The sequence below is a fragment of the Kosmotoga arenicorallina S304 genome, assembly GCF_001636545.1.
GTDB lineage: Bacteria > Thermotogota > Thermotogae > Petrotogales > Kosmotogaceae > Kosmotoga_B > Kosmotoga_B arenicorallina.
Map to the genome: position 1 here is coordinate 31,541 of NZ_JFHK01000001.1, position 21,192 is coordinate 52,732.

The 21,192-nt window shown below is 41.2% G+C and carries 15 protein-coding genes and 1 CRISPR repeat array (1 of these 16 running past the window's edge); of the genes, 1 reads left to right on the forward strand and 14 read right to left on the reverse strand.

Going from position 1 to position 21,192, the window contains the following annotated elements; translation table 11 throughout:
• A CRISPR array of direct repeats spans positions 1-1,090; the repeat unit is 30 nt; unit sequence GTTTCCATACCACACTGGTTCTTACCCAAC; it begins 4,832 nt to the left of the window's first position.
• 602 nt (positions 1,091-1,692) lie between these two features.
• The 5 genes from cas6 to AT15_RS00105 all read right to left on the reverse strand — a co-directional run bounded on the left by cas6 (position 1,693) and on the right by AT15_RS00105 (position 10,904).
• Entirely contained in the window at positions 1,693-2,472 is a 780-nt protein-coding gene (gene cas6, locus AT15_RS00085) for a CRISPR-associated endoribonuclease Cas6 (protein ID WP_068345120.1), read from the reverse strand.
• A gap of 196 nt (positions 2,473-2,668) precedes the next feature.
• Complete coding sequence (locus AT15_RS00090; RefSeq protein WP_068345122.1) at positions 2,669-3,238, reverse strand: hypothetical protein; 570 nt, start codon at positions 3,236-3,238, stop codon at positions 2,669-2,671.
• 1 nt (position 3,239) lies between these two features.
• Positions 3,240-7,733, reverse strand: a complete 4,494-nt coding sequence (locus tag AT15_RS00095) for an MG2 domain-containing protein (RefSeq protein ID WP_068345124.1) — start codon at positions 7,731-7,733, stop codon at positions 3,240-3,242.
• An 18-nt stretch (positions 7,734-7,751) separates the two neighbouring features.
• Positions 7,752-8,732, reverse strand: a complete 981-nt coding sequence (locus tag AT15_RS00100) for a DUF1175 domain-containing protein (RefSeq protein ID WP_153019666.1) — start codon at positions 8,730-8,732, stop codon at positions 7,752-7,754.
• 81 nt (positions 8,733-8,813) lie between these two features.
• A complete protein-coding gene (locus tag AT15_RS00105) occupies positions 8,814-10,904 on the reverse strand; it encodes a sensor domain-containing diguanylate cyclase (protein WP_068345128.1) in 2,091 nt (696 codons plus the stop codon).
• A 139-nt stretch (positions 10,905-11,043) separates the two neighbouring features.
• Here AT15_RS00105 and proC point away from each other — a divergent pair, with 139 nt between their 5' ends.
• Positions 11,044-11,853, forward strand: a complete 810-nt coding sequence (proC, locus tag AT15_RS00110) for a pyrroline-5-carboxylate reductase (protein ID WP_068345130.1) — start codon at positions 11,044-11,046, stop codon at positions 11,851-11,853.
• 5 nt (positions 11,854-11,858) lie between these two features.
• On the opposite strand, the gene AT15_RS00115 is transcribed toward proC, so the two are convergent.
• From AT15_RS00115 to AT15_RS00155, 9 genes are read right to left on the reverse strand one after another with little or no spacing between them, the layout of a single operon-like run.
• Positions 11,859-12,653 carry an MBL fold metallo-hydrolase gene (locus tag AT15_RS00115; protein ID WP_068345136.1) on the reverse strand — a complete coding sequence of 265 codons (795 nt, stop codon included), beginning with the start codon at positions 12,651-12,653 and terminating at the stop codon, positions 11,859-11,861.
• Between the two features lie 35 nt (positions 12,654-12,688).
• Positions 12,689-14,089: an FAD-binding oxidoreductase gene (locus tag AT15_RS00120; protein WP_068345138.1), complete on the reverse strand. Its 1,401-nt coding sequence runs from the start codon at positions 14,087-14,089 to the stop codon at positions 12,689-12,691.
• Complete coding sequence (locus tag AT15_RS00125) at positions 14,082-15,092, reverse strand: electron transfer flavoprotein subunit alpha/FixB family protein (protein WP_068345140.1); 1,011 nt, start codon at positions 15,090-15,092, stop codon at positions 14,082-14,084. The genes AT15_RS00120 and AT15_RS00125 overlap by 8 nt, the downstream gene beginning before the upstream one ends.
• Positions 15,085-15,888, reverse strand: coding sequence for an electron transfer flavoprotein subunit beta/FixA family protein (locus tag AT15_RS00130; RefSeq protein WP_068345142.1), 804 nt, complete (start codon positions 15,886-15,888; stop codon positions 15,085-15,087). Before AT15_RS00130 ends, AT15_RS00125 begins: the two co-directional genes overlap by 8 nt.
• Before the next feature lie 18 nt (positions 15,889-15,906).
• The gene (gene murQ, locus AT15_RS00135) at positions 15,907-16,812 is read right to left on the reverse strand and encodes an N-acetylmuramic acid 6-phosphate etherase (protein WP_068345144.1); all 906 of its coding nucleotides are present in this window, start codon (positions 16,810-16,812) and stop codon (positions 15,907-15,909) included.
• A gap of 29 nt (positions 16,813-16,841) precedes the next feature.
• Positions 16,842-18,014, reverse strand: coding sequence for an exo-beta-N-acetylmuramidase NamZ family protein (locus AT15_RS00140; RefSeq protein ID WP_235598461.1), 1,173 nt, complete (start codon positions 18,012-18,014; stop codon positions 16,842-16,844).
• Positions 18,011-18,838, reverse strand: a complete 828-nt coding sequence (locus AT15_RS00145) for a carbohydrate ABC transporter permease (protein WP_068345146.1) — start codon at positions 18,836-18,838, stop codon at positions 18,011-18,013. Before AT15_RS00145 ends, AT15_RS00140 begins: the two co-directional genes overlap by 4 nt.
• A 1-nt stretch (position 18,839) precedes the next feature.
• Positions 18,840-19,745 (reverse strand): carbohydrate ABC transporter permease, encoded by a 906-nt coding sequence (locus tag AT15_RS00150; protein WP_068345149.1) that lies wholly within the window; start codon positions 19,743-19,745, stop codon positions 18,840-18,842.
• A 57-nt stretch (positions 19,746-19,802) separates the two neighbouring features.
• A complete protein-coding gene (locus AT15_RS00155; RefSeq protein ID WP_068345151.1) occupies positions 19,803-21,047 on the reverse strand; it encodes an ABC transporter substrate-binding protein in 1,245 nt (414 codons plus the stop codon).
• Positions 21,048-21,192 lie beyond the last annotated feature (145 nt).

A 21,192-nucleotide genomic window follows, 5' to 3' on the forward strand; every position in this document is an offset into this window, starting at 1 on the left:
AAAGTTTCCATACCACACTGGTTCTTACCCAACTTTAAAATGTGTTACAAGACCTGAAAATAGATTATGTTTCCATACCACACTGGTTCTTACCCAACCATATGCCGAAGCACTGAAAATCGAGGGCACAATAAAGTTTCCATACCACACTGGTTCTTACCCAACAAGCTGGGTTCTACGCAATGGGGAATAAAAAAGAGGGTTTCCATACCACACTGGTTCTTACCCAACATGCAAAAGATGTCGTAAATTTAGTTATGAAAGCAGAGTTTCCATACCACACTGGTTCTTACCCAACGATGGAGAGTAAAATCCACGTCCCCGCGTCAATTCGTGTTTCCATACCACACTGGTTCTTACCCAACCGAAGTACAAGATCTAATATTCAATGTAAAAATAACGTTTCCATACCACACTGGTTCTTACCCAACGCCGAAGAAAAAGAAATAATCAAAGAAAATAAACAAGTTTCCATACCACACTGGTTCTTACCCAACACAAAATTAAAAAAAAGTAACCTTTAACATAAAGGGGGTTTCCATACCACACTGGTTCTTACCCAACTAGTTAGATACTTTACAGACACTAAAAACTCTTATATGTTTCCATACCACACTGGTTCTTACCCAACGTAGCGGGGCAGCATTGAAATTCGTCAGGTCCTGGGGTTTCCATACCACACTGGTTCTTACCCAACAATTCAGAAAAAGAACGAAGAATTCGAGAAAAATTGTTTCCATACCACACTGGTTCTTACCCAACAAGGTGCTCCAGCAATACGCTGGAGCACTGAAAATGTTTCCATACCACACTGGTTCTTACCCAACAATCCGGGACGAAGAAGGCGAAATTATGCCCTCGAGTTTCCATACCACACTGGTTCTTACCCAACCCCTGGACGAAGCAATCGTCCCGGTCGAGGCAAAAAGTTTCCATACCACACTGGTTCTTACCCAACATGGGAACATTGTCGTAGTAAGAAACGACAAGTTTAGTTTCCATACCACACTGGTTCTTACCCAACCAATTAAGTTTCGTGAACACCTAAGAGCTAATATGAGTTTCCATACCACACTGGTTCTTACCCAACAGCTTGTATTACAAAATGATTATAACGTATTTCAAGATAAGAAATCAAGGGGTATATAGGAAAAAGGGCAGATGATTAATGAGTTTTTCAGTTATATAAACACAAAAACCGGGAGATTTTGGGGAAATAGTTAATATAAGCAAATCACAGGTGTAAAAAGAAGAGAAAAAAGAAATTTGGTCGAATGACTTCAGTTTTTGTCGGATCATTGTAAAGTTTTGGAAGGTTTCTAAGAAAGGCAGGAAGGTGTAAGGTAGAGAGTAAAAGAGAAGACATGGTATACAAACGTTCCGACAAGAATGTGTTAAGAAAAAATTAAGGGAGCAAAGGGTTAATAGTAAAGCAAAAGCTCAAAAAACAAAAATACGACAAAAATAGTCTGTGCGAAAGAGTTAACCGAATTTACCGTTAGTTAACCGCGGTCCGACAATAAGCATAGCGAACTAAATTCTGTAAGCAAGAATGAGAAAGGTGTAGAGAGAGTGTGTTAAATACTGAGTCGAACGACCAAAAACGAGAAAAGGCGAGAAAAAAGGTTAATTATAAGTAACGGCCGTCGGAGACGGCCTTGTTATAAGCTATACAACTTGTGAAATTGTGAATTAGAAGCGATATCCTGCAATTTCTACCATTCCCATTCCCTGAGAGTTCTTTTCGCCAAGCCCCACATCATATAGGAAGTTCAAGATAGCGGGGTCACCTTTTGCTTTTACAGGTACCAATGATCCAAAAAGCGTCTGGTTTTCTTTGAGCTGGATTTTTACTACGGTTCTGTTTGCTTTTTTCTTGAGGTATTCCCTATCAACGTTTAACGAGAGATTAGCATTTTTCCCTGTCAATATTTTGTATTTCTCTAAAGCGTTTTTGGTTATGTATTCGTCAAATTCTTCTGGATCTTGATAGGCCCTTATGAAAAACGGTGTTCTATAATCAGAGTGTTTTTTTGTTATTACTATGGGAGTGATAGATTTGAAAGTTATGTTTTCAGAAATTGGAGGATTTGGCAGCGCAACTGCCCGATCAATATAAACTATATGATCCCCAAGCTTGAAGGTGTCTTTAGCAAGAAGATAACTAACCAGGTTTGTAAGGAATTCTTCTATGGGTGAGGAAACATAAAAGTAGGCAGTATCTTCTTTTAGTAATATCAGTTCGTTGTTGGTACCTGTTAGCTGGTAGTTTTCTTTCCTGATTATCAATTTAGAGATGTTGAAAAATTTGAAATGCTTATACCCGTCTTCATAGCCTTTTTGGTGTAGCCATTTTGAATATTCTGGATTAGCTTCCCTGAGCATGTTATATACGACCGAGGACAATTGATAATAATGATCTCTTTTGAACGCTTTGTTCCGAAGACCTTTTAGGCTGATTTTGATTCTCATGGTTTCCTCCTTCAAATGCCTTTTATATTATTTTACTATAACTTATTTTCTGAGGAACAGATTTTAGCTCCTATTATATATTCTCCTCATTCGTCCGGTAAGAATTTTGTATTTTGGTAGTGAGGTTATCATTATCTTTTCTTCTCTCAATTTGAACTTCAAATTATACATTTACACTTTTTAAGAGGATTTTTTATTAATAGCTCCACAGCGTTAATTCTTCGGTGCTGCTTACTGTTTCTATTATCCTTTCAAACCCGATTTTTGAGTACAGCAAGGAAGCTTCTATCCAGGCGGTGTAGCAATATTTTTGATACTGGAAGTAGTCTAATTCTGCTGGATCTATTTCCTGAATATTTTTGAGCCTTTCAAGAGTGATGCCCTGCCATTCGTTGGTAACAATGCAAACGAGACCTTCTTCGAGCCAGTAAGGCAGTTTGTATTGCTTTAAGCTTAGATGGGTTAGCTCGTGGGCAAGGGTGCGAATAAGATTCTTGTGCAGTGTCGGTGGCTGGAGAAAAATCACGTTGCCTCTTACACCAGCGAGTACCCAGTAGGGGAAACCGGATAAGCTGTAAAACTCAGATACAGAATCAGCGATAAATACAGTATAAGTGGTATCAGTGGCTTGTTGTCCGGTGAGGGTTTCAAGCCTTTCCCTATATTGTGCAAATTCTTCTAAGCTCCAGCTTATGAACATCGTCTTGTAAGAAAAAGCGGCGAGCGCTATTATGAGCGCTGCCGCAAGCAAAAAATGGCGTTTCAAATTATCTTTCCTCCACTGTGATTATTAACGGTTCGGTACTTCCAAAGTATTTATCTTCATCGTACATTCCCCATGCCATAGCCGGGGGTATCAGATATGACCCGGGTGCGATAAGCTTGTATTCAGTTTTGAGCATTGAATAATCAATGTACTTGAAGTAATAGGATACCCTGTCATACCTTGATTCGGTGAAAGTTAAATAGCTATACCAAAAGAACTTCCCTTTGTTGTTATTGCCAAAATTGCTTTTACCTGTTTTCATCAGCAATGAACCGGCAGGAAGGGTGTCTTCTACTATAAGGTATGGGGTATCAGTGTTTATGTGAATTTCTGAGATGATTGTATCGCCGACATTTAATTTTGGTTCACGCTTTGCAATGGTGATTTTAAGAAGTCTGGTACTGCTCAATCTGAATATCACCGTATCTTCAGAGGTCTTCCCCAGTAGGTCTCCATAGACATAATAACCCAGATGGTATTCCCCCAACACAATCTCCGAATTTTCAATAGTTAGCTCGTTTCCGAATATTGTGGTATCAGGATAGAGTTTTATTGAGCCAATGTTTGTTTTGTCCAGCCTTATAATGTTGGCTAATTTTATGTAGTAGGGCGAGAAGATTTCCGGTTCCACTGGTTCTCCCTTCAACGATCCTTCTTCTATGTACTGGATTTTCCTGAGGATTCTGGAGATCTTGACGCTTTTGCTTACCGGTTTGTATTTTTCTGGCGGGGTATAGCTTTTCCCGGAGAAGCTTATCCAGACGGGTTCAGAGGATGTAATGTGATAGCTACCGGAGCGTATTTCAAGGGAATTCGGTTTGTCAGGAGTTAATTGAAGGTCTATTCCATTGCCTTTTATGGTTACTGTTATATCTTTGCTGAGTTTATTGGTAAAACCATTGAGTATTAAAGTTGCGATGCTTGTTGATACGGTTCTTCTCCATCTCCCGCCTATGTTTCTTTCAAGAAGTTTATTAGCGAGATCAGAAATTACTTTTTCATCTAACTTTGCTTTTATAGATGCTTCAAGCATCAGTGCAATGATTATATCGTCATCAATCAGATGGTGGAAGCTGCTAAATTTCGGATTATCCAGATCGTATTCAACAATCATTTGGTTCAGGATTTCTGAAGCCTTCGCTGTATTGCCCATTTCACAGAATGTAAGGGCAAGAAGCACTTTGGAAGCTGCACTGGCATTTTTGAAATTTTCGATCTGGCTATCGGAAATCTTGAAGGTATATCCAAATATGTTGCTGTAAAGTGCGTATACGTAGTTTACCATTGGATCTGACCTGTTTTTTGAGAGATAGCTAATACCTCTTTCAAGAACGTTCCTGCTGATTTCCACACCAGCATTTTGGGCGTGATAGAAGCCGTACATGACGTACGCCGTCATGAAATTATTAGAAAGGTCGTCTTTCCACCAGCCCCAGCCGCCGTCGTAGTGCTGATAGCCGTACAGTTTATCGATACCGGCTTTTAGGTATTCGTTGGTTTTATTTTTGAAATCTTCGCTGGCGTATTCAAGCAAATCCTTCGCAGCAATAAGTGGCATAACACGGCTCATTGTTTGTTCCACGCAGCCATGGGGATATTTGACCAGATATTTTATGCCCTCAAAGAGTAATCTTCCAATTGAGTTGTTTATTATTAGTGTTCCATAGGTATTCTCAGGAACAACAAAATCCATTTCGCCTGTTAAGAGGAATTTTTTTCTGCTCTCCGAATAGATATACCGGGGTTTTATAGGTATAGAATTTTCCACCGCATCGTTTATCTCATCGTTGTAAACGGCGAAGGAGAGTGTGAGCACTTCGTCTTCTGCGAAAGCATATAGTTCCTTTACTTTGAACCTGAAAGAAAGAGATGTCGAATCACCGGAAAGCAACTCGAAGCTCCCGGCAACGGGTTCATTGTTTTGCTTGAACAGGTAATTCAATTGAAGGGGTTTGTCAGTGTAGTTGGTTATCACATAATTGGTAGCCACTTCGTCTCCTGAGATGAAGAATTCAGGCAGGAAGCTTGTAATAGTCAAAGGTTTCCATGTTTCAAATTCTGATGTGCTGTAGGAGAAGCCCCCACCCTTTGTTGACGAAAGCGCTCTGATAGTCCAGCGGTCAAGATCGTCAGGAAGGGTAAAGGTAACGGTTGCTTCTCCGTTTTTATCTGTGAACAGTATTGACCATAGGGCTGTGTCGCTGAACTTTTTTCTGTATTCCAGAGAAGATGGTGGCAAAGCTTCACCTTCCACGGCTTTTGATTCAGCCATGTCTACTCTTGTCCCTAATTCCATTACCAAAGGGATTTTCGATTCCGCAGCAGTGTAATAATCAAGGGTATAGTCTATGAGGTTTGAAATTGAGGGGTACATGTCATCATTGAAATAGTCCAGGTTCAGAAGTTCGTATGTTACAGGTCCGACCTTGAAACCTGAGGAATAGGTTTCCAGCCATGTGTCTTTGCCTTTTTCGAATAGATCAAGAAGGGCACGGGAAATAACGGCAAGGGTTACGGATGTTTCGACGGGGTTGCCGTTGTTATCCGTTGTTTTTATCTTCAAGGTCGCTTCCTGGCCCGGGGCATACCTTTTTTCTGATGTAATGGTTATATTGTGGTCTTTATAAAAATCCTTTATCGCGACAGTTTTATTGATGGTAATGGTTTCAGATTTGCTCATGGTAACAAAGGTTATCGGGAAGCTGCCAAAGCCGAAACCTTCCGGGACTTTCAACCAGAGATAATTTGAACCTTCGTTGGTGGTAAAGCTCCTGGTGATGATCTTGCCACCAAAATCTGCTATGAGCCACATATCAAGGTTTTTTGCGGTGTTTATAATTATTTCACAGTCTTCCCCTGGCTTAACGGGTTGTATCTCTTTTATCTCAACGAGTTTCTTTGGTGGCTCGACATATGTAGAAGGCTTTATGAGCGGTTCTTCCAAAAAGGCTTTCGGCTCTCCAAAATCTGAAGCGTCAAGGGTTATGTAGAGCACTTTGCCTGAAGGGACCGTTTTGACCGGTATTGCTATGTTCACATTTCCGTTTTCATCGGTCTTTACAACTGAATCGAATATGTAAAAGCGAGTGGAGGTTGATTTTTTTTGTTCTTCTGAGTAATAAGTTTCCTTATACCACACGGAACAATTGAAGCTCGCACTCACCGGTTCATCTGATACGGATATAGTCTTTATTTTAAGATAAAGCACTTTGCTCTCTATTTTGCTCTGAACAGCATATCGATAAGGTGCATCGATGACTTTGAAATAGACCATTTGCTGGAGTTCCATCCCGCTTTCATCTGAAACTGTAATTAAGGCAGAATAATCTCCAGGCTCGATGCTTTTGCTGTAGCCAACTACTGCAAAACCGTTGTTGTTCAGTCTGGTAGAGCCGGTATCTACGAAAGCTCCGTTTTTGTATATTGTGTACGCGACCTCGCCATTTGCAACAGGACCACCAAAGTAGTAATCAGCTGAAACTTCAAAGGTGATGGGTTTCCCGGTTCTGTAATAATCCTTGCCCTTTACGGATATTTCAAAGATGGGTTTTTTATAGTCTGCTATGTTTATGTAATGGGTGTATTCTCTTCTGTTTCCATCTTCCAACCATTCAAGCTTTATCATATATGAGCCTCTTGTTATTTCCTTGTTAGTTTCGATTTTGCCATCTGCCGCGCCAAAGTCGTCCAGCGTAACCACATCTCGCTGAAATTCCCTCTTTAAGGGGTCAAGTATTATCATGGTAACAGTAGCTATGTCCGTTAGTTCGTATCCTTCGTTTGATACTTTCCTCAGGAAGACTCTGTAATGAATGGTTTCTCCTGCTTTGTATGCTGGTCTATCTGTGAAGACAAAGGCTATGGTTTTGGGTGGAGCACTTTTTTGCAAGTTTTCCGGGCGCCATACATAATACAGTTCACCCGCTTTTATTAGAAGGAGTTCGTCCATGACAACTTCGCTAAGGGCTAGTTCACCGCTGGTGGTACTTCCAAGAAGAGCTCCGCTTTTGACGTTATAAATTTCAAAGGCGTTTACGACTCTGGAGTTTACTCTGTTCCATACTTTCAATACTATTTTGTTGCCCGAAACAATAGCCTTTGGCGAAAGCGTTTTTTTGAGATAGATGAGCTTTCTGCTCATTTTGTCTGTTGTTATTTGCACAAAAGAGAAATTTCCCAGCAATTCTTCTGATAGCTTGATTCTTGAGCCCCATCTTGCAGTAAATTCAGTTTCAGTTGAAGGAGAATCAGGAAGGGATATGTCGGAGAGACGAACAGCTCCAAATAGGTTTTCCTGGGAAAGGTGATAAACCTTTACTGATATTTTTTCTTCATAAAGCTCGGGTGAAATCATCATGGGTATTTTGTTTATCGCGGGAACATATTCGTAGAAAATGCCTTCCAGGTATTTTCCATAACTGTTGAGCACTTCGAAAGAGAAAGACACAGTTGCTATTGCAAGGATAAGTAATACAATGCTCGTTATGCGTTTCATTTCCCCACCTCCTAAATTTCATTGATTTCCCAGTATTTTAAAGCGGTATACCCCAAGAAAGTAAGTGTTCTCGGAAATCGGGAGCCATTGCACCGGCATGAGCCTTAAATAATCTTCCACTTTCCAGAGCTTTATCTTTCCCGGGTCAATTTCCGATTCAGGGCCTGTGTGGTAAATCAACCCATCACCTGTGTAGATCATTGAATGAAAGGTTAAAGGATTCGGATGCTGGAAAAAGAGCAAATCCCCGGGACGGGCATCTTCGAGATTACGGCTGATGAATCTGGTGTTGTATTTCAAAAGGGTATAAGCGTTGGCATAAGTGCTAAGCTCTGAACCTGCTATGAAGATAAAAGCTCCTGCTTTTGGTACGTTGGGATAGTTGTATGCTTGAACATCCGGAATATTTTTTAGATCAACCCCGGTTTTTTCACGCCACAATTCCGGGTTTATTCCTGTGTTCCTATACCAGCTTTCGTCATGCTTTTTGAGAGCTTCTTTGAAGGCAAAGCGGATCAATCCCGCACAGTCTCTCTGATTTTCTGGCCATTTTGGTGAAGGCTCCAAAAACTGGTATATGGCTATATTCAAAAACCACCTTATGAAATTTTCGGCATCTTCTCCATATAGGGTCATTGCATCGGGATAACCATCACTGTTTTCATCTTGCCACTGCTTGAAACTGTATTCATAGTTTCTGGAATATATGTATAGTCCATTATAATTGAGGGAAATGGAACCTTTCCGGTCAATAATCCTGAATTCATAGATGTCGCCATCAAGGTTTATGGTTCGGTTTTCAAGATAAAGTCCAGAAAAGGAAAGCTCCAGAAGCTTTTCAAATTCAAGGCGCGGCAGTTTTAGAGTTAAGATGTCCCCTGTGGTATAAGAAGATTCAATAATTGGAGGATGCCTGATAACCCCGCCCGCTTGGTATATTAAATATAACCCGGCAAATGAAAATAAGAAATAAAAGAAATATAAAAATATGTTTTTCATGTAAACAGCCTCGACAGATTTTATCACGTTTTTGTCTCATTTATGAAGTGCTAACAGAGGAAATTTGAAATGTAAGCGGCTTTATCTTGTTTTTGCGTTTTTCTTTGATAAATACATTCTTCTATCAGCCAGTTGAATAAGTGTTTCCACATCTTCGCTGTCCTGGGGGAAGAAAGATATACCTATACTCATAGATATTTTCGCTTCATAGCCGTTTATAACAAATTTTTCTTTCAGAGACTTTTTAATACGTTCTGATAGGCTTTTTGCACTTTCTTCAGTTGTTTCAGGCAACAAGATCAGAAATTCGTCACCACCAACCCGTGCGAAGATATCGCTTTCTCTTATCTCGTTTTCTATACGCCTACATATACGGTTCAAAAGCACATCACCGACATCATGCCCATAGGTGTCGTTTACATGCTTGAAACCATTGCAGTCAAGGTACATAACGCTGAAGCTATGGTGATATCGCCTTGATAATTTGATTATTTCTTTGGCCCTTTTGGCGAAGGCGCGCCTGTTAAGAACACCTGTTAAGATGTCATGCTCAGAAACATAAAGCAGTTTGCTCTCTGTTTGCACTTTCAACAGCAGTAGTTCCATGTGCCTTTTGATGAGTCTGGCAAAATCGAGTTCTATATCGTCAAAAGCCTCTTCGCTATCGAAGTTATCGAGGAAAATAATGCTAACCAGCTCTTTTTCAAGATATATAGGGATAATCAGAATTGATTTTATTCTCATAGAACCAATTTGCCTGAATATTTTGTTTCTCTGGTCCTCTTTTCTGAAACCAATTTCAGAAAATCTCATAAAGGCTGGCTGTCTTGAATATCTCATAACTTCATTCTCCGAGAAGCTTATTTTTTTCAACGTTTCCAGATCGTAGCCTACACTGGCGACAAAGTGAAAACGATCTTTTATTTTAATCACAGCGCTTCCCGCATGGGCTTCTGGAATTACGGAGACAATTTTTTCAAGGAGCGACTGATAATCCTTTTCTGACCAGCCCTTTTTCAGCGCATAGGAGGTGATATCGAGCAGCACTTCGTAGAGGTTTTTGTATTTGTTTAGCTGATAAAGCATTTCTCTTTCCTTTGTAACGTCAATTCCAGAAGATAAAATTGCTTCAACTTCATTGTTTTGGTTGTAAATCACCGTGTTTCGCCAGGAGACCATTCTTTCTTTGCCCTTTGAATCTACGATGGAATTTTCGAAAAATTCTTTTTCTGACGGCTTTTTCAGAAGTTTCTCAAAAGTATCCTTCACTTCTATCTTTTGATAGTCTGGAATGAAGTCAAACCATTTTCTTCCGAGTATTTCTTTTTTTTCAAGTCCAAGAAGGCGTTCGCCTTTTTTATTGATAAGCCTTATTATTCCCTTTTTATCAAGGACCAGGTTTATTACCTGTGCCATATCGAAGTACTTGAAGAATTTTTCTTCGCTTTCCCTGAGAGCTTTTTCTGTTTTCTTTTGTTCTGTAATATCCATGGCTACAACAATACCCGCTGGCTTCCCTTTGTATACCGTGGTATCACTTGTCAGATACAGCCATTTCGTTTTCCCATCTTTGCTAACGATTTCCAGTTCATAGTGCTTGGTACTCCTCTCGCCTTTTTGCCTCTTGCCGCCGATTTCCTTTACAAACTCCCTGTAATTTGGTTTGACAAGATCCCAGAAATTCATTGTTTGTAATTCGGCTTTTGAATATCCGCTGAGTGTTTCGGCCATTGAATTTGCATAAACCCATTTGTTGTTCTGATAAATCAGAATTGCCATAGGAGCGGTTTCAGCCAGAATGTCGAACCAGCTTTTTACCTCGGCTTCAGGGGTATGAGCAGGATGAAGACGACAAAGTATGAGGGTTTCAAATGAAGAATTTTTGATGAGTTCGCAATAGATTTCGAAGGTTTTTTCGTTGTCTAATGCCGCTTTGGTATGAATGTATTCAGTCTCTCCGTTCAAGAGGCAAGAGAGGGTCTCATGGAATTGCAAGGTGGTGAATAAATCCTCAAAAGAAAGTGTTTCGAGATTTTCAGTGCCAGCATTAATGATTTTTAGAGCACTGTCATTCCATGCTTTCAGGTTACCCTCGAAATCAAAGAGAAGAAGAGCATCTTTTTGTTTTTGAAAAAGCCTCCTTAAAATATCCGGGTTAAGTCTCTCAAACATTTAAGCACCTCTATTTTGTCTTTATAATCATTTTACCAATTATATATTTCAATATGCTGGCTTGTACAGAGTTTTTTCAAATTGTAATGCATACTACATATTGTGTATAATTGGAATTATAACATCGAGGTGAGGAAATATGGATATAGGGATTATAGGTATTGGAAACATAGGGAGCATTCTCCTTGAAAGATTTTTGCGACTAAAATCGGAGTTGAAGCTTTACATTTTCAACCGGACCCCTCAAAAGATGGACCCCTACCGTAAAATAGATAATATCATCTGTTGCAACGGTAGCGCTGAAGTTAGCGAGAAAGCAGAAATAATATTCTTTGCAGTCAAACCCCAGGATGTCTCTACGCTTTTTGAACAGGTGAAAAATGTGGATTTTACGAGCAAAGTTGTGGTAAGCACCATGGCCGGTATTTCCATGAAAGTCCTTGAAGAGGAACTTGGCACGAAGAAAGTGGTGAGAATCATGCCTAACATTCCAGGGATGATAGGAAAAGGTGTTACAGGAATTTCATATTCGCCAAATATCTCAAAAGAAGAGCGCCACTCGATTATTTCACTGCTTGAATCCATTGGGAATGTCGTCGAAGTAAAGGAAAGGGATTTTGCAGCTGTAACGGCATTGAGCGGTAGCGGCCCAGCTTTTATCTTTGTAATTGTTGAGGCATTGATTGATATTGGCTTGAAAATGGGGCTCTCTTATGATAAGGCAAGGGAATTGATTCTTGACACCGTTATAGGTTCTGTAGAACTCTTAAAGGAAAAAGGCAATCACCCGGGTGAGTTCAGACACCTTGTAACATCCCCTTCCGGCACTACAATTGAAGGGATATATTCTCTTGAAAGAGAAGGTTTGAGAGGAACGATAATGAAAACTATTCTGGATACCTATATAAAAGCCGGTAAAATCAACGAGGAGATAGAAAAGAAACTGTAAGGCTTTCAGATTTCTATTATCTGCCCGGCTTTCAGCTCTTTCACAACAGCCTGAAGCTTTTTTGAGAAGGTTTCTATTGCCTGATCACCCGTACAGTGGCCAATATAGAATTTTTCTATGTTGAAGGGTTTTATTAGCCGGCAGATTTCTTCGATTTCACCCGGGGATTTGTGCAGCAAGTGAAGGCCACCAACAACAGTTTTTATCTTCCAGTGCTTTGTAGCTTCGAGTATTATATTACCAATGCCTCTATGAGAGCACCCGGTGAACAAAACAGCATTTTGGTTTTCTATCACAATCAATCCGAGTTCATCTTCGAAGAAATCACGAACTCTTTCCTCAATGCCCAGGCGCTTGAACCTTGCCGATGGCATTTCTGAAGTCCTGAAGGGCACAGCGGGAAGTAAGAAAGAGTTTTTTGCTGGTGCGCTGATCTGGTCAATTTCTTCAAAACGAGCTCCAAGCTTTTGATACTGCATCTTGCTTTCAGGCGCACCTGCACGTCTGGGGCCACTGTAACGAGGCAAAAGACATCCTTTGCCAGCATAAACTCTTGTTTTCCCCGTTGCTTTAAGAATGCTATCAAGGCCACCAATATGGTCGTAATGACCATGGCTTATGACAACAAAATCTATCTCTTTCAGGCTAAGTCGAAGCTTTTCAGAATTTTTGACAGCAACATCACTGCTGCCTGTATCAAAAAGGATATGATGATTATAGGATTCAATGTAAAGGGAAAGCCCATGTTCTGATTCAAAACCTTTTAACGCTTTGTCATTGCAAAGAACTTGAATTCTCATAACTGCACCTACATGTTTTCAATGCGGTAAAGAGGTCAAACATCGATTATTTTTCCGGGATTGAGTATGTTGTTGGGATCAAAAACCCTTTTAATTCCCTTTATAAGATCAATTTGAGCCTGATCAACGGCAATTGGCAAATACTTTTTCCTCTTTAAGCCTATTCCGTGCTCTCCGCTTATGCATCCTCCGAGATTTTTGGTGAGTTCATAGAGATTTGCAAGAGCGGTTTTAAGGTGGGTGTTCCAGTGTTCAATTGAGCTTTTACCTTTTATGAAAGTGATATGAACGTTTCCGTCTCCCGCATGGCCAAAGGCAATAGTGCCCAAGTCATGGGCTTTTGCGATTTGCCTTGCTCCTTTTAGTAAGGCCGGGATATTTGCAGTAGGAACTGACACATCTTCCATACAATGAACAGGGCTGTATACCATGAGGGCTTCTGCAATGGCTTTTCTCACTTTCCAGAGCTTTTCCCTTGTGTTCCTGTTATCAGCAACAAAGACTTCGAGAGCACCTTCGCGCTGACAAATGTCTCCAAGCTTTTCGTATTCATCTGCAACAGCTTCTTTGTCGTTTCCCTCAATTTCCAGAATCAAGTGGGCTCCAGCCTCTGAATAAGGAAAGCTCACATTCAAAAAGTCACAAGCGAGCTTTATAGAAGGATTGTCCATAAACTCAAGAGATGAAGGCATTACGCCTGCATCTTTTATCAGTGCAGGAACGGCGCTTATCGCGGCATCCACCGATTCGAACGGTGCCAGAAGCGCCACAGAGTATCTCGGTTTCGGCATTAACCTGAGAGTTATCTTTGTCACTATTCCCAGTGTTCCTTCGGAGCCGACGAGCAGATGAACAAAGTCAAGCCCCGTGACGTTTTTAACCATCTTTCCACCAAAGCTTGTTACTTCTCCCGTAGGCAATACAACTTCAAGACCGTACACATGGGCTCCTGTTGGCCCGTATTTCAGCACTTTGTTCCCACCGGCATTTTCTGCTATGTTTCCACCTATGGTAGAGCTTTCACTGCTACAAGGGTCGCCGGCATAAATCAGGTTATATTTTTCAGCGATTTTCTGAATTTCGCTGGTTATCATACCCGGTTCAACGGTTATCATGAGATTTGCCTCGTCAAATTCAATCAGCTTGTTCATCTTTTCCAGTGAAAGAACTATGCCACCAGGTGTTGGAATAGCCCCGCCTGATAAACCTGTCCCGGCACCCCTTGGGGTTACAGGAATCATGTATTCGTTTGCCAATCTAATGATTTGCGACACTTCTTCAGTTGAAATCGGGAAAAGCACAACACCGGGTTTGCTGCCCTGCAGCTCTGCCGTTTCGTCACGGGAATATTTTTCCAGAAAATCTTCTTCGGTTTTCATTCTGTTGCCGAGAATTTCTTTTAGCTTTTCATATAATTCAACGGGGATTTCAGGCATCCGGTATTTCCTCCTTGATATTCTTCAGGGCTCTATGGAGCATTTCAAGTATTTCAGCTGCGTCGCCAACAAGCCCTATATCCGAGTAGTCGAAAATAGGGGCGTTCACGTCTTTGTTAATGGCGATGATGATATCAGATGTTTGCATACCCGCAACGTGCTGAACAGCGCCTGAAATGCCTGCGGCGATGTAAATTTTCGGCTTCACGGTGTGGCCGCTCAACCCCACCTGGTTTTCATGGCCTATCCACTTAGAATCTACAAGGGGCCTTGATGCTCCTACCGCCCCGCCGACCAACTTCGCAAGATCTTTCAGTATTTCAAGGTTTTCGGGCTTTCTCAGCCCCTTTCCGCCGGAAAACACAACCTCAGAATCCTGGATGCTTTTTTGATCTTCAGAAATTTCTTTGAATTCAATAAGCTTTGTTTTATCGGAAATATCAAGAATCGGGATTATTTCGTGGTAAATTGCAGTCTTTGAGTATTTTTCTGTTAATGGATTGAAAGTTTTTGGCCTGATTGTTGCCATTTGCGGCCTGTGATTTGGGGTTTTTATGGTTGCCATTATATTTCCGCCAATAGCCGGCCTTGTCTGGAGCAAATTCCCGTCATTGTCTATGTCAAGACCGGTACAATCTGCTGTAAGACCTGTCTTCAAAGATGCTGCCAATGCTGGCATTATAGTTCTGCCTGTTGTCGTTGCAGGTGCAAGTATTATTTCAGGGTTGAATTTCTCTGCGATACTTTCAAGAGCTTTGAGATACGTTAAGTAGTCGAACCTTTCAAATTTTTCGTTAATTATATTCAAAATTACGTCCGACCCCTGTTCAGATAGCTTCTCCCTCATTTCCGGGGTCAGACTTCTATTCGTCAAAGTAACACAGGCAACCAGAGCATCCGGGATTTTTTTTGCGATCTCCCTGGCTTTCCCCAGGAGTTCATAAGTGCTTGAATGAAAGGTGCCTTTTCTCTTTTCAGCTATTACCCATATATGCTTACTCATGATTTTCCTCCAGATAAGGCTTGAGAAGCTCTATTACTTTCCATATACCCTCTTCAAGTTCTTTTCCTTCGTATATAACGGCATTTCTGGCGATTTTTGGAGTTGTTATTTTTGCAACTCTTGTAGGAGATCCTTTAAGTCCAACAGTTGTTTCGTCAATCTTCAGAGAATCGCAGTTGAGGGTTTTAATTTTTACCCTCCTTGCTTTTTTCTTCATATTCAATGTTGGAAGCCTTGGTTCATTTACTTCTTTGGTGAGTGTAAGTAGACATGGAAGCCTGGATTCCCAGATCTCTTTACCATCCTCCACTTCGCGTTCGATAATGATACTCTTTTCGGTAAATTCTACGATTTTGGCTACATATGAAAGGACGGGTAAATCCAAAATAGCACCAACTTCCGGACCAACCTGACCCGTTTCTCCGTCAACCGCTTTTTCGCCTGCGAGAACGAGATCAAAGGGGCCAAATTCTTCAAGGGCTTTTGAAAGGACCGTAGCTGTTGCAAGGGTATCCGCACCTGCAAACCTGCGGTCACTGATCAAATAAGCATCATTCACTCCCATGGCAATCGCTTCTCTCAAAGCCACTTCTGCAACAGGTGGCCCCATAGAAAAAGCAACAATATCTGTTTCGGAAGACATGAATTCCTTTATCCTCAGGGCTGCTTCTATCGCATGAAGGTCCAGCGGGTTTATTATATTGCCAGTATTCTCTCTTATCATGGTTCCCGTTTCAGGATCTAATTTAACCAGGTCTGTATCTGGAACCTGTTTCACAAGTACGGCAATCCTCATTTTTTCCTCCTCGATCAGTTAACTTTCATTTTCGCCAAGAGCTTTGTACAATTTTCCGTCGGCTTTTTCGAGTTCAGCTTTTGCCTTTTCTCTATCTGCTCCTGTAAGAGCCATATAAATAGCTATTCTGGGGACTTTTCCTGAGTCTTCGAAAAGCTTTTTTGCCTTTTCGTAGCCTATTCCAGTTGCTATTTGAATCATTTTAATTGCTCTTTCAACCAATTTCCTGTTAGTTACAACAAGGTCTGTCATGAAGTTCCGGTAGACTTTTCCCATTTCAATCATCGTCACTGTGCTTATCATGTTTAATACCATTTTCTGGGCAGTTCCTGCTTTCATTCTGGTTGAGCCCGTGAGCACTTCGGGCCCTGTGACAACTTCTATGCTCACATCTGCAAAACTGGCGACTTTGGGATCCGGAACATTTGAAATAGCTACCGTGCTCGCTCCAATATCTCTTGCTGTTCTCAGGGCTGAAAGCACAAAGGGAGTTCTTCCACTTGCCGTTATGCCAATAACTGTATCAACGGCGGTTATTCCTGCTCTTTTCAGTTCTTCAGCAGCTGATTCTTCTTTGTCTTCCGCGTCTTCAACTGGGGTCAAAAAGGCCCTTTCACCACCTGCCATAATGGCTTTGAAAGCTTCACTTTCACCAAAGGTGGGATATATTTCAGAAGCATCTACAACACCAAGCCTTCCGCTGGTCCCGGCCCCTACGTATAAGACTTTTCCTCCTTTTCTCAAGCTGGACAAGGTAAGAAGAATTGCCTTTTCTATTTTGGAGATCTCCTTTTCTACTGCGCAAGCGATTTTCTTGTCCTCTTCATTTATAATCCTGAGTTTTTCAATAATTGGAACTCTATCAATGTATTTACTTTTTTCGTTGATACTTTCAGTGATCAAGTGCTCCAATTCTTCCTTCATATCAATCACTCCTGATGATAAATATCTTGTTAGTGATAAAGGTAGTATTTACGTGCAATCTCAGTGAAATTTTCCTGTTCTTCTTTCCATAATTCTGATAACTCGTCACCGGTAACGCCTTTTTCAAGCAGCGATTTATAATCAGGATTACCGATTAACCTGTCAAAATGATTGCGCCCCTCTGCGTCATGATATACATGATCCCAGGCAAAACTCTCAGGATGAAGCTTTATAATGACATGGATAAGGTTCAAAGCAAGCCTTAACGGATCTGCCTTATACCTGTCGGTGACATAAAATTCGAGTCCATAGCATAATTCGTTCATATACCTGGCTGAGAAGGGGATAAAATTCCGCTCACGCATTGCTATTCCTTCGTGGGAGAATTTTCTGAGTTCCTTGAGCACTTCTTCTGATTTCAACCAGGGTGCTCCGATGTATTTGAAGGGGTGGACTGTACCGCGTCCCACGGAAATATTTACACCTTCCAGCAGGCACAAGCCGGTGTAAAGGATCGTATGCTCAAGACCCGGAATATTTGGTGAAGGAGTTGGCCATAACAGGCCCGTTTCGTCATAATAGGAGGTTCTTCTCCAGTTGTCCATTTTTATTACTTCAAGATCCACGCCTATGTTAAATTCAGCATTCAGATAATTTGCCAATTCCCCGATTGTCATGCCGTATCGAATGCTCAAACCATAACCACCAACAAAGGATTCATAGCCTTTTCTCACTATGGGGCCTTCGATTTTTTCTCCCAGAGGGTTAGGTCTATCCAGAACAATGACTTTTATTCCTTTTTCAGCACAAGCCTCCATTAAATAACCAAGAGTGTAGATATAGGTATAATAACGAAGCCCCACATCCTGTATGTCGTATATCACGGCATTTAGTCCATCGAGCATTTCTTCTGTGGGTCTTAAGTGATTGCCGTAAAGGGAAAATACAGGCAAGCCATATCTCGGATCCATGCTGTCTTTTACTTTTTCTCCATCAGCAACGGCTCCCGATATCCCATGTTCTGGCCCAAAGAGCTTCTTTATATTGAAACCACTCTCTAAAAGCTTCTCGAGGTTGATTTCAAGTTTTGAAGTAACCCCCGATGAGTTCGTAAGTAGCCCGAGGTTCATTTTAGCGTATCTGGTTCTATTCTCGAGAATCTTATCTATTCCAAGCTTTACTCTCATTTTTTTCACCTTCATTTGATTGCTCCCTGAGTCATTCCCGCAATGAACTGCCTTGAGAAGATCAGGAACAGAATTATTGTTGGTGCAATTGCAAGTGTTAAGCTCGTGAAAAGAAGGTTCCAGCGATTAGCATATTCCCCAAAGAAGATTGAAACGGCAAGGGTGATGGTTGCCTTTGAGCGATCATTGATGAATATAAGGGGAAAGAAAAAGTCGTTCCAGACGTTGACGAAGCTGACTATTGAAACAATTGAAATCGCCGGTTTTATAAGCGGAAGCACCACATGCCTGTAAATTTGAAGAGGATTGGCTCCGTCAATTCTTGCAGCTTCACTGAGTTCGTTTGGAACCCCATCGATGAAATTTTTCAGCAGGAACACTGAAAAGGGTATATTGACTGCTATATATATTATTATTAGCCCAAGACGGCTGTTAGTAAGGTTTACGTTTCGCAGCAAGAGATAAATCGGTATAATGGCAAGCCTTGCAGGAAAGGCAAGACCAAGCATGGAATATATGAACAGAAAACGTCTTCCTCTGAATTCATACTTGGATATTGCAAAAGCGAAAAAAGAAGCGATTATAACAATTCCCACAACGGCGCTTCCTGCAATCATAAGGCTGTTAAGATATCCCCTTCCTATCCCTGCCTGATTCCAGGCGTCAATTATGTTTTTCAACGAAAGTTCTGATGGGAGAGAGAAAGGTTTCAGGTATATGTCCCTCATGCTTTTGAAGGAATTGCTGACCATCATGAAAAACGGGACAAGAACAAGCGTAGCGTAGATAGCCAAAAGCGTATATACAAGTATTTTTCCATATTTTGTCAGTGTAAGCATATCAAGCGCTCCTTTGCCTTTTTTCAACGAGATACACGTAGAATATGGAAACAGGCATGATTATGGCAAATATGAAAACGGTGATCGTTGCACCAAGCCCCATATCAATTGCAGAACTTCCCAAACCGCCAAAAGCAGTTCGATAGAAAAGCGTCCCCAGAACATCTGTTGAGCGATAGGGGCCTGCCTGAACCCCCTCAAGAGCATATATCATGTCAAATACATTGAAGCTCCATATGAAGAGGAGAATTGCCAGCGTTCTAACAGTAGAAAAGGAAAGAGGAAATATAATCCTCCAGATTATTTTCCAATTGCTTGCGCCATCGATATAAGCCGCTTCAAGCAACGAAGGATTTATATCTAGAATAGCCGCAAGGAGAACGAGCACGTAAAAACCGATGTTACGCCAGGCGTTAACCAATATTATGGTTGTCAAAGCCGTGGATTCCTGACCAAGCCAGGACTGTGCAAGGCCACCAAGGCCGATCAATTTTAAGAATTGGTTCACGAGACCCACCTGCGGGTTTAAGTACAGACTCCACATGAAGCCAACCAGCACAAGAGGTATCATGTTGGGTATATAAACGATATTTCTGAACATTCTGGCACCTTTTATTTTGCTTGCAAGCATTAAAGCTATGAAAAAACCCACGCCAATTTCTATCGAGGCTGCCAGAATATAGAAATACACATTATGCCAGAAGGCATTGAAAACTTCATTTCTAAAAGCTCCTGAGGAAAAAACCTTCCTGAAATTATCCAGACCAACAAAAGTTTTTTCCCCAACTCCAGGCCAGCTATAAAGGCTGAGGAATAAACTGTTGATTAGTGGATATATAATGAAAAGCGTATACAGAATAAGAGCGGGCAAAACAAATAATAGAAGGTATCTTTTTGCCAGTTTCATTTACACACTCCTTAAAGAATCCCCTTCCCTTCTAAAAGGGAAGGGGAATGTAAGATATCACTTTTTCATCAGGGGTTCATACCACTGAGAAATCGCTTCCTGAGCGTTTCTTGCGAGTTCTTCCGGTGTTAGTTTGTTTGAGTACATAGCTTGCATTCCAGGGCTAAGAACATCGGTATAAAGAGAAGGTTTTTGGGTAACAAATACTGAGCCTACCCAGTAAACGTAAGGGGATGCGTGGTTGTTGTATGTATCAACTGCCACTTTCAGTATATCCAAATCGGGAAGGTCTGCACCGCTCACAGCGGGAATGTTGTAGGTGATATTTGAGAAAATTGTACCAAATTCAGGAGTTGCACAGAATTCTAAAACTTTTAGAGAATCTTCACGGTTTTTCACATTAGAAGTAAGGGCAATGGCACCGTCCATGTATGTATAAGCGTAAGGTTCCTGACACTCATTTGCAGGAGGAACCATGAAGTATCCCACCCTCAAGTCAGGGTTAAGTTCATGCCATGTCTGATAGCCCCAGATACCATAGAACACCATCGCGGCCTGGCCAAAGGCAAAGGCAGCGTTAAGGTCGTTTGTTGAGTTACCCATAAATCCATCTTGATAGTATTTTTTCAGGTCGTTCAACTTTCTGTTGAGATCCACAAATTTGACATCGAGGAAACAGGTTTTTCCTTCTGTAAGGTCTTTGATCCATTCAGGGCCAAGAACACTGACACCACACATTGCGTGTTGCATTGTGAGAGCCCAGGCCTCTTTTCCAGGTACGAAGAAGGGAGTAATGCCGTTTTTCTGAAGTGTGTCGGCGACCTCAACCAGCTCGTCCCAGGTTTTTGGTATGGAGAGCTCGAACTGATCGAAATAGTCTTTGTTGTAGAAAATTCCCACAACCTGAACTGCAAAAGGTACTCCGTAAACTTTACCTCCGGAAGTAACAGAGTTCAATACAGCCTGTGGGAAATTGCTGAGGTCAAAGTCATCGGGAAGTGCAAGGTAAAGCCCATTGTCTATCAAAGTTTGTGTTCTTCCGCCTGGCAACCTTCGCGAGTAAACCAGATCAGGGCCGGTACCCGTTTGAAGAGCCAGATTTACCTTGGCATCGTACTCAGTTGGAGCGTAGGCTGTGAAGTTAATCTTGATATCATATCCCTGAGCTCTAAGCCTTGATTCAACTTGTTTCCAGACATCCGCATCCTGGCTTCTCCAGCTCCAGATGTTTACCACACCTGAAAACGCTATAGCTGAAATCAGGACAACTAAAGAAACCAGAAGAACCGAACGTAGTTTCATGTAACTCACCCCTTTTTTATGGAATAAAGAACAGGTTCGAGTGCGATTGAAATCGATTAATTATACAAACATATATTGCATTACTCCAAGATAAATTATAGGCGATTACATTCGAACAGATATAATGCAAAAGAAATAAGCTTAT

Coding starts and splice junctions, on each gene's coding strand:
- AT15_RS00140 (WP_235598461.1), bottom strand. CDS start 18,014: ATGAAGGTGAAAAAAATGAGAGTAAAGCTTGGAATAGATAAGATTCTC.
- AT15_RS00095 (WP_068345124.1), bottom strand. CDS start 7,733: ATGAAACGCATAACGAGCATTGTATTACTTATCCTTGCAATAGCAACT.
- AT15_RS00105 (WP_068345128.1), bottom strand. CDS start 10,904: ATGTTTGAGAGACTTAACCCGGATATTTTAAGGAGGCTTTTTCAAAAA.
- AT15_RS00115 (WP_068345136.1), bottom strand. CDS start 12,653: ATGAGAATTCAAGTTCTTTGCAATGACAAAGCGTTAAAAGGTTTTGAA.
- cas6 (WP_068345120.1), bottom strand. CDS start 2,472: ATGAGAATCAAAATCAGCCTAAAAGGTCTTCGGAACAAAGCGTTCAAA.
- AT15_RS00155 (WP_068345151.1), bottom strand. CDS start 21,047: ATGAAACTACGTTCGGTTCTTCTGGTTTCTTTAGTTGTCCTGATTTCA.
- AT15_RS00120 (WP_068345138.1), bottom strand. CDS start 14,089: ATGCCTGAAATCCCCGTTGAATTATATGAAAAGCTAAAAGAAATTCTC.
- AT15_RS00150 (WP_068345149.1), bottom strand. CDS start 19,745: ATGAAACTGGCAAAAAGATACCTTCTATTATTTGTTTTGCCCGCTCTT.
- murQ (WP_068345144.1), bottom strand. CDS start 16,812: ATGAAGGAAGAATTGGAGCACTTGATCACTGAAAGTATCAACGAAAAA.
- AT15_RS00145 (WP_068345146.1), bottom strand. CDS start 18,838: ATGCTTACACTGACAAAATATGGAAAAATACTTGTATATACGCTTTTG.
- AT15_RS00130 (WP_068345142.1), bottom strand. CDS start 15,888: ATGAGGATTGCCGTACTTGTGAAACAGGTTCCAGATACAGACCTGGTT.
- AT15_RS00125 (WP_068345140.1), bottom strand. CDS start 15,092: ATGAGTAAGCATATATGGGTAATAGCTGAAAAGAGAAAAGGCACCTTT.
- AT15_RS00100 (WP_153019666.1), bottom strand. CDS start 8,732: ATGAAAAACATATTTTTATATTTCTTTTATTTCTTATTTTCATTTGCC.
- proC (WP_068345130.1), top strand. CDS start 11,044: ATGGATATAGGGATTATAGGTATTGGAAACATAGGGAGCATTCTCCTT.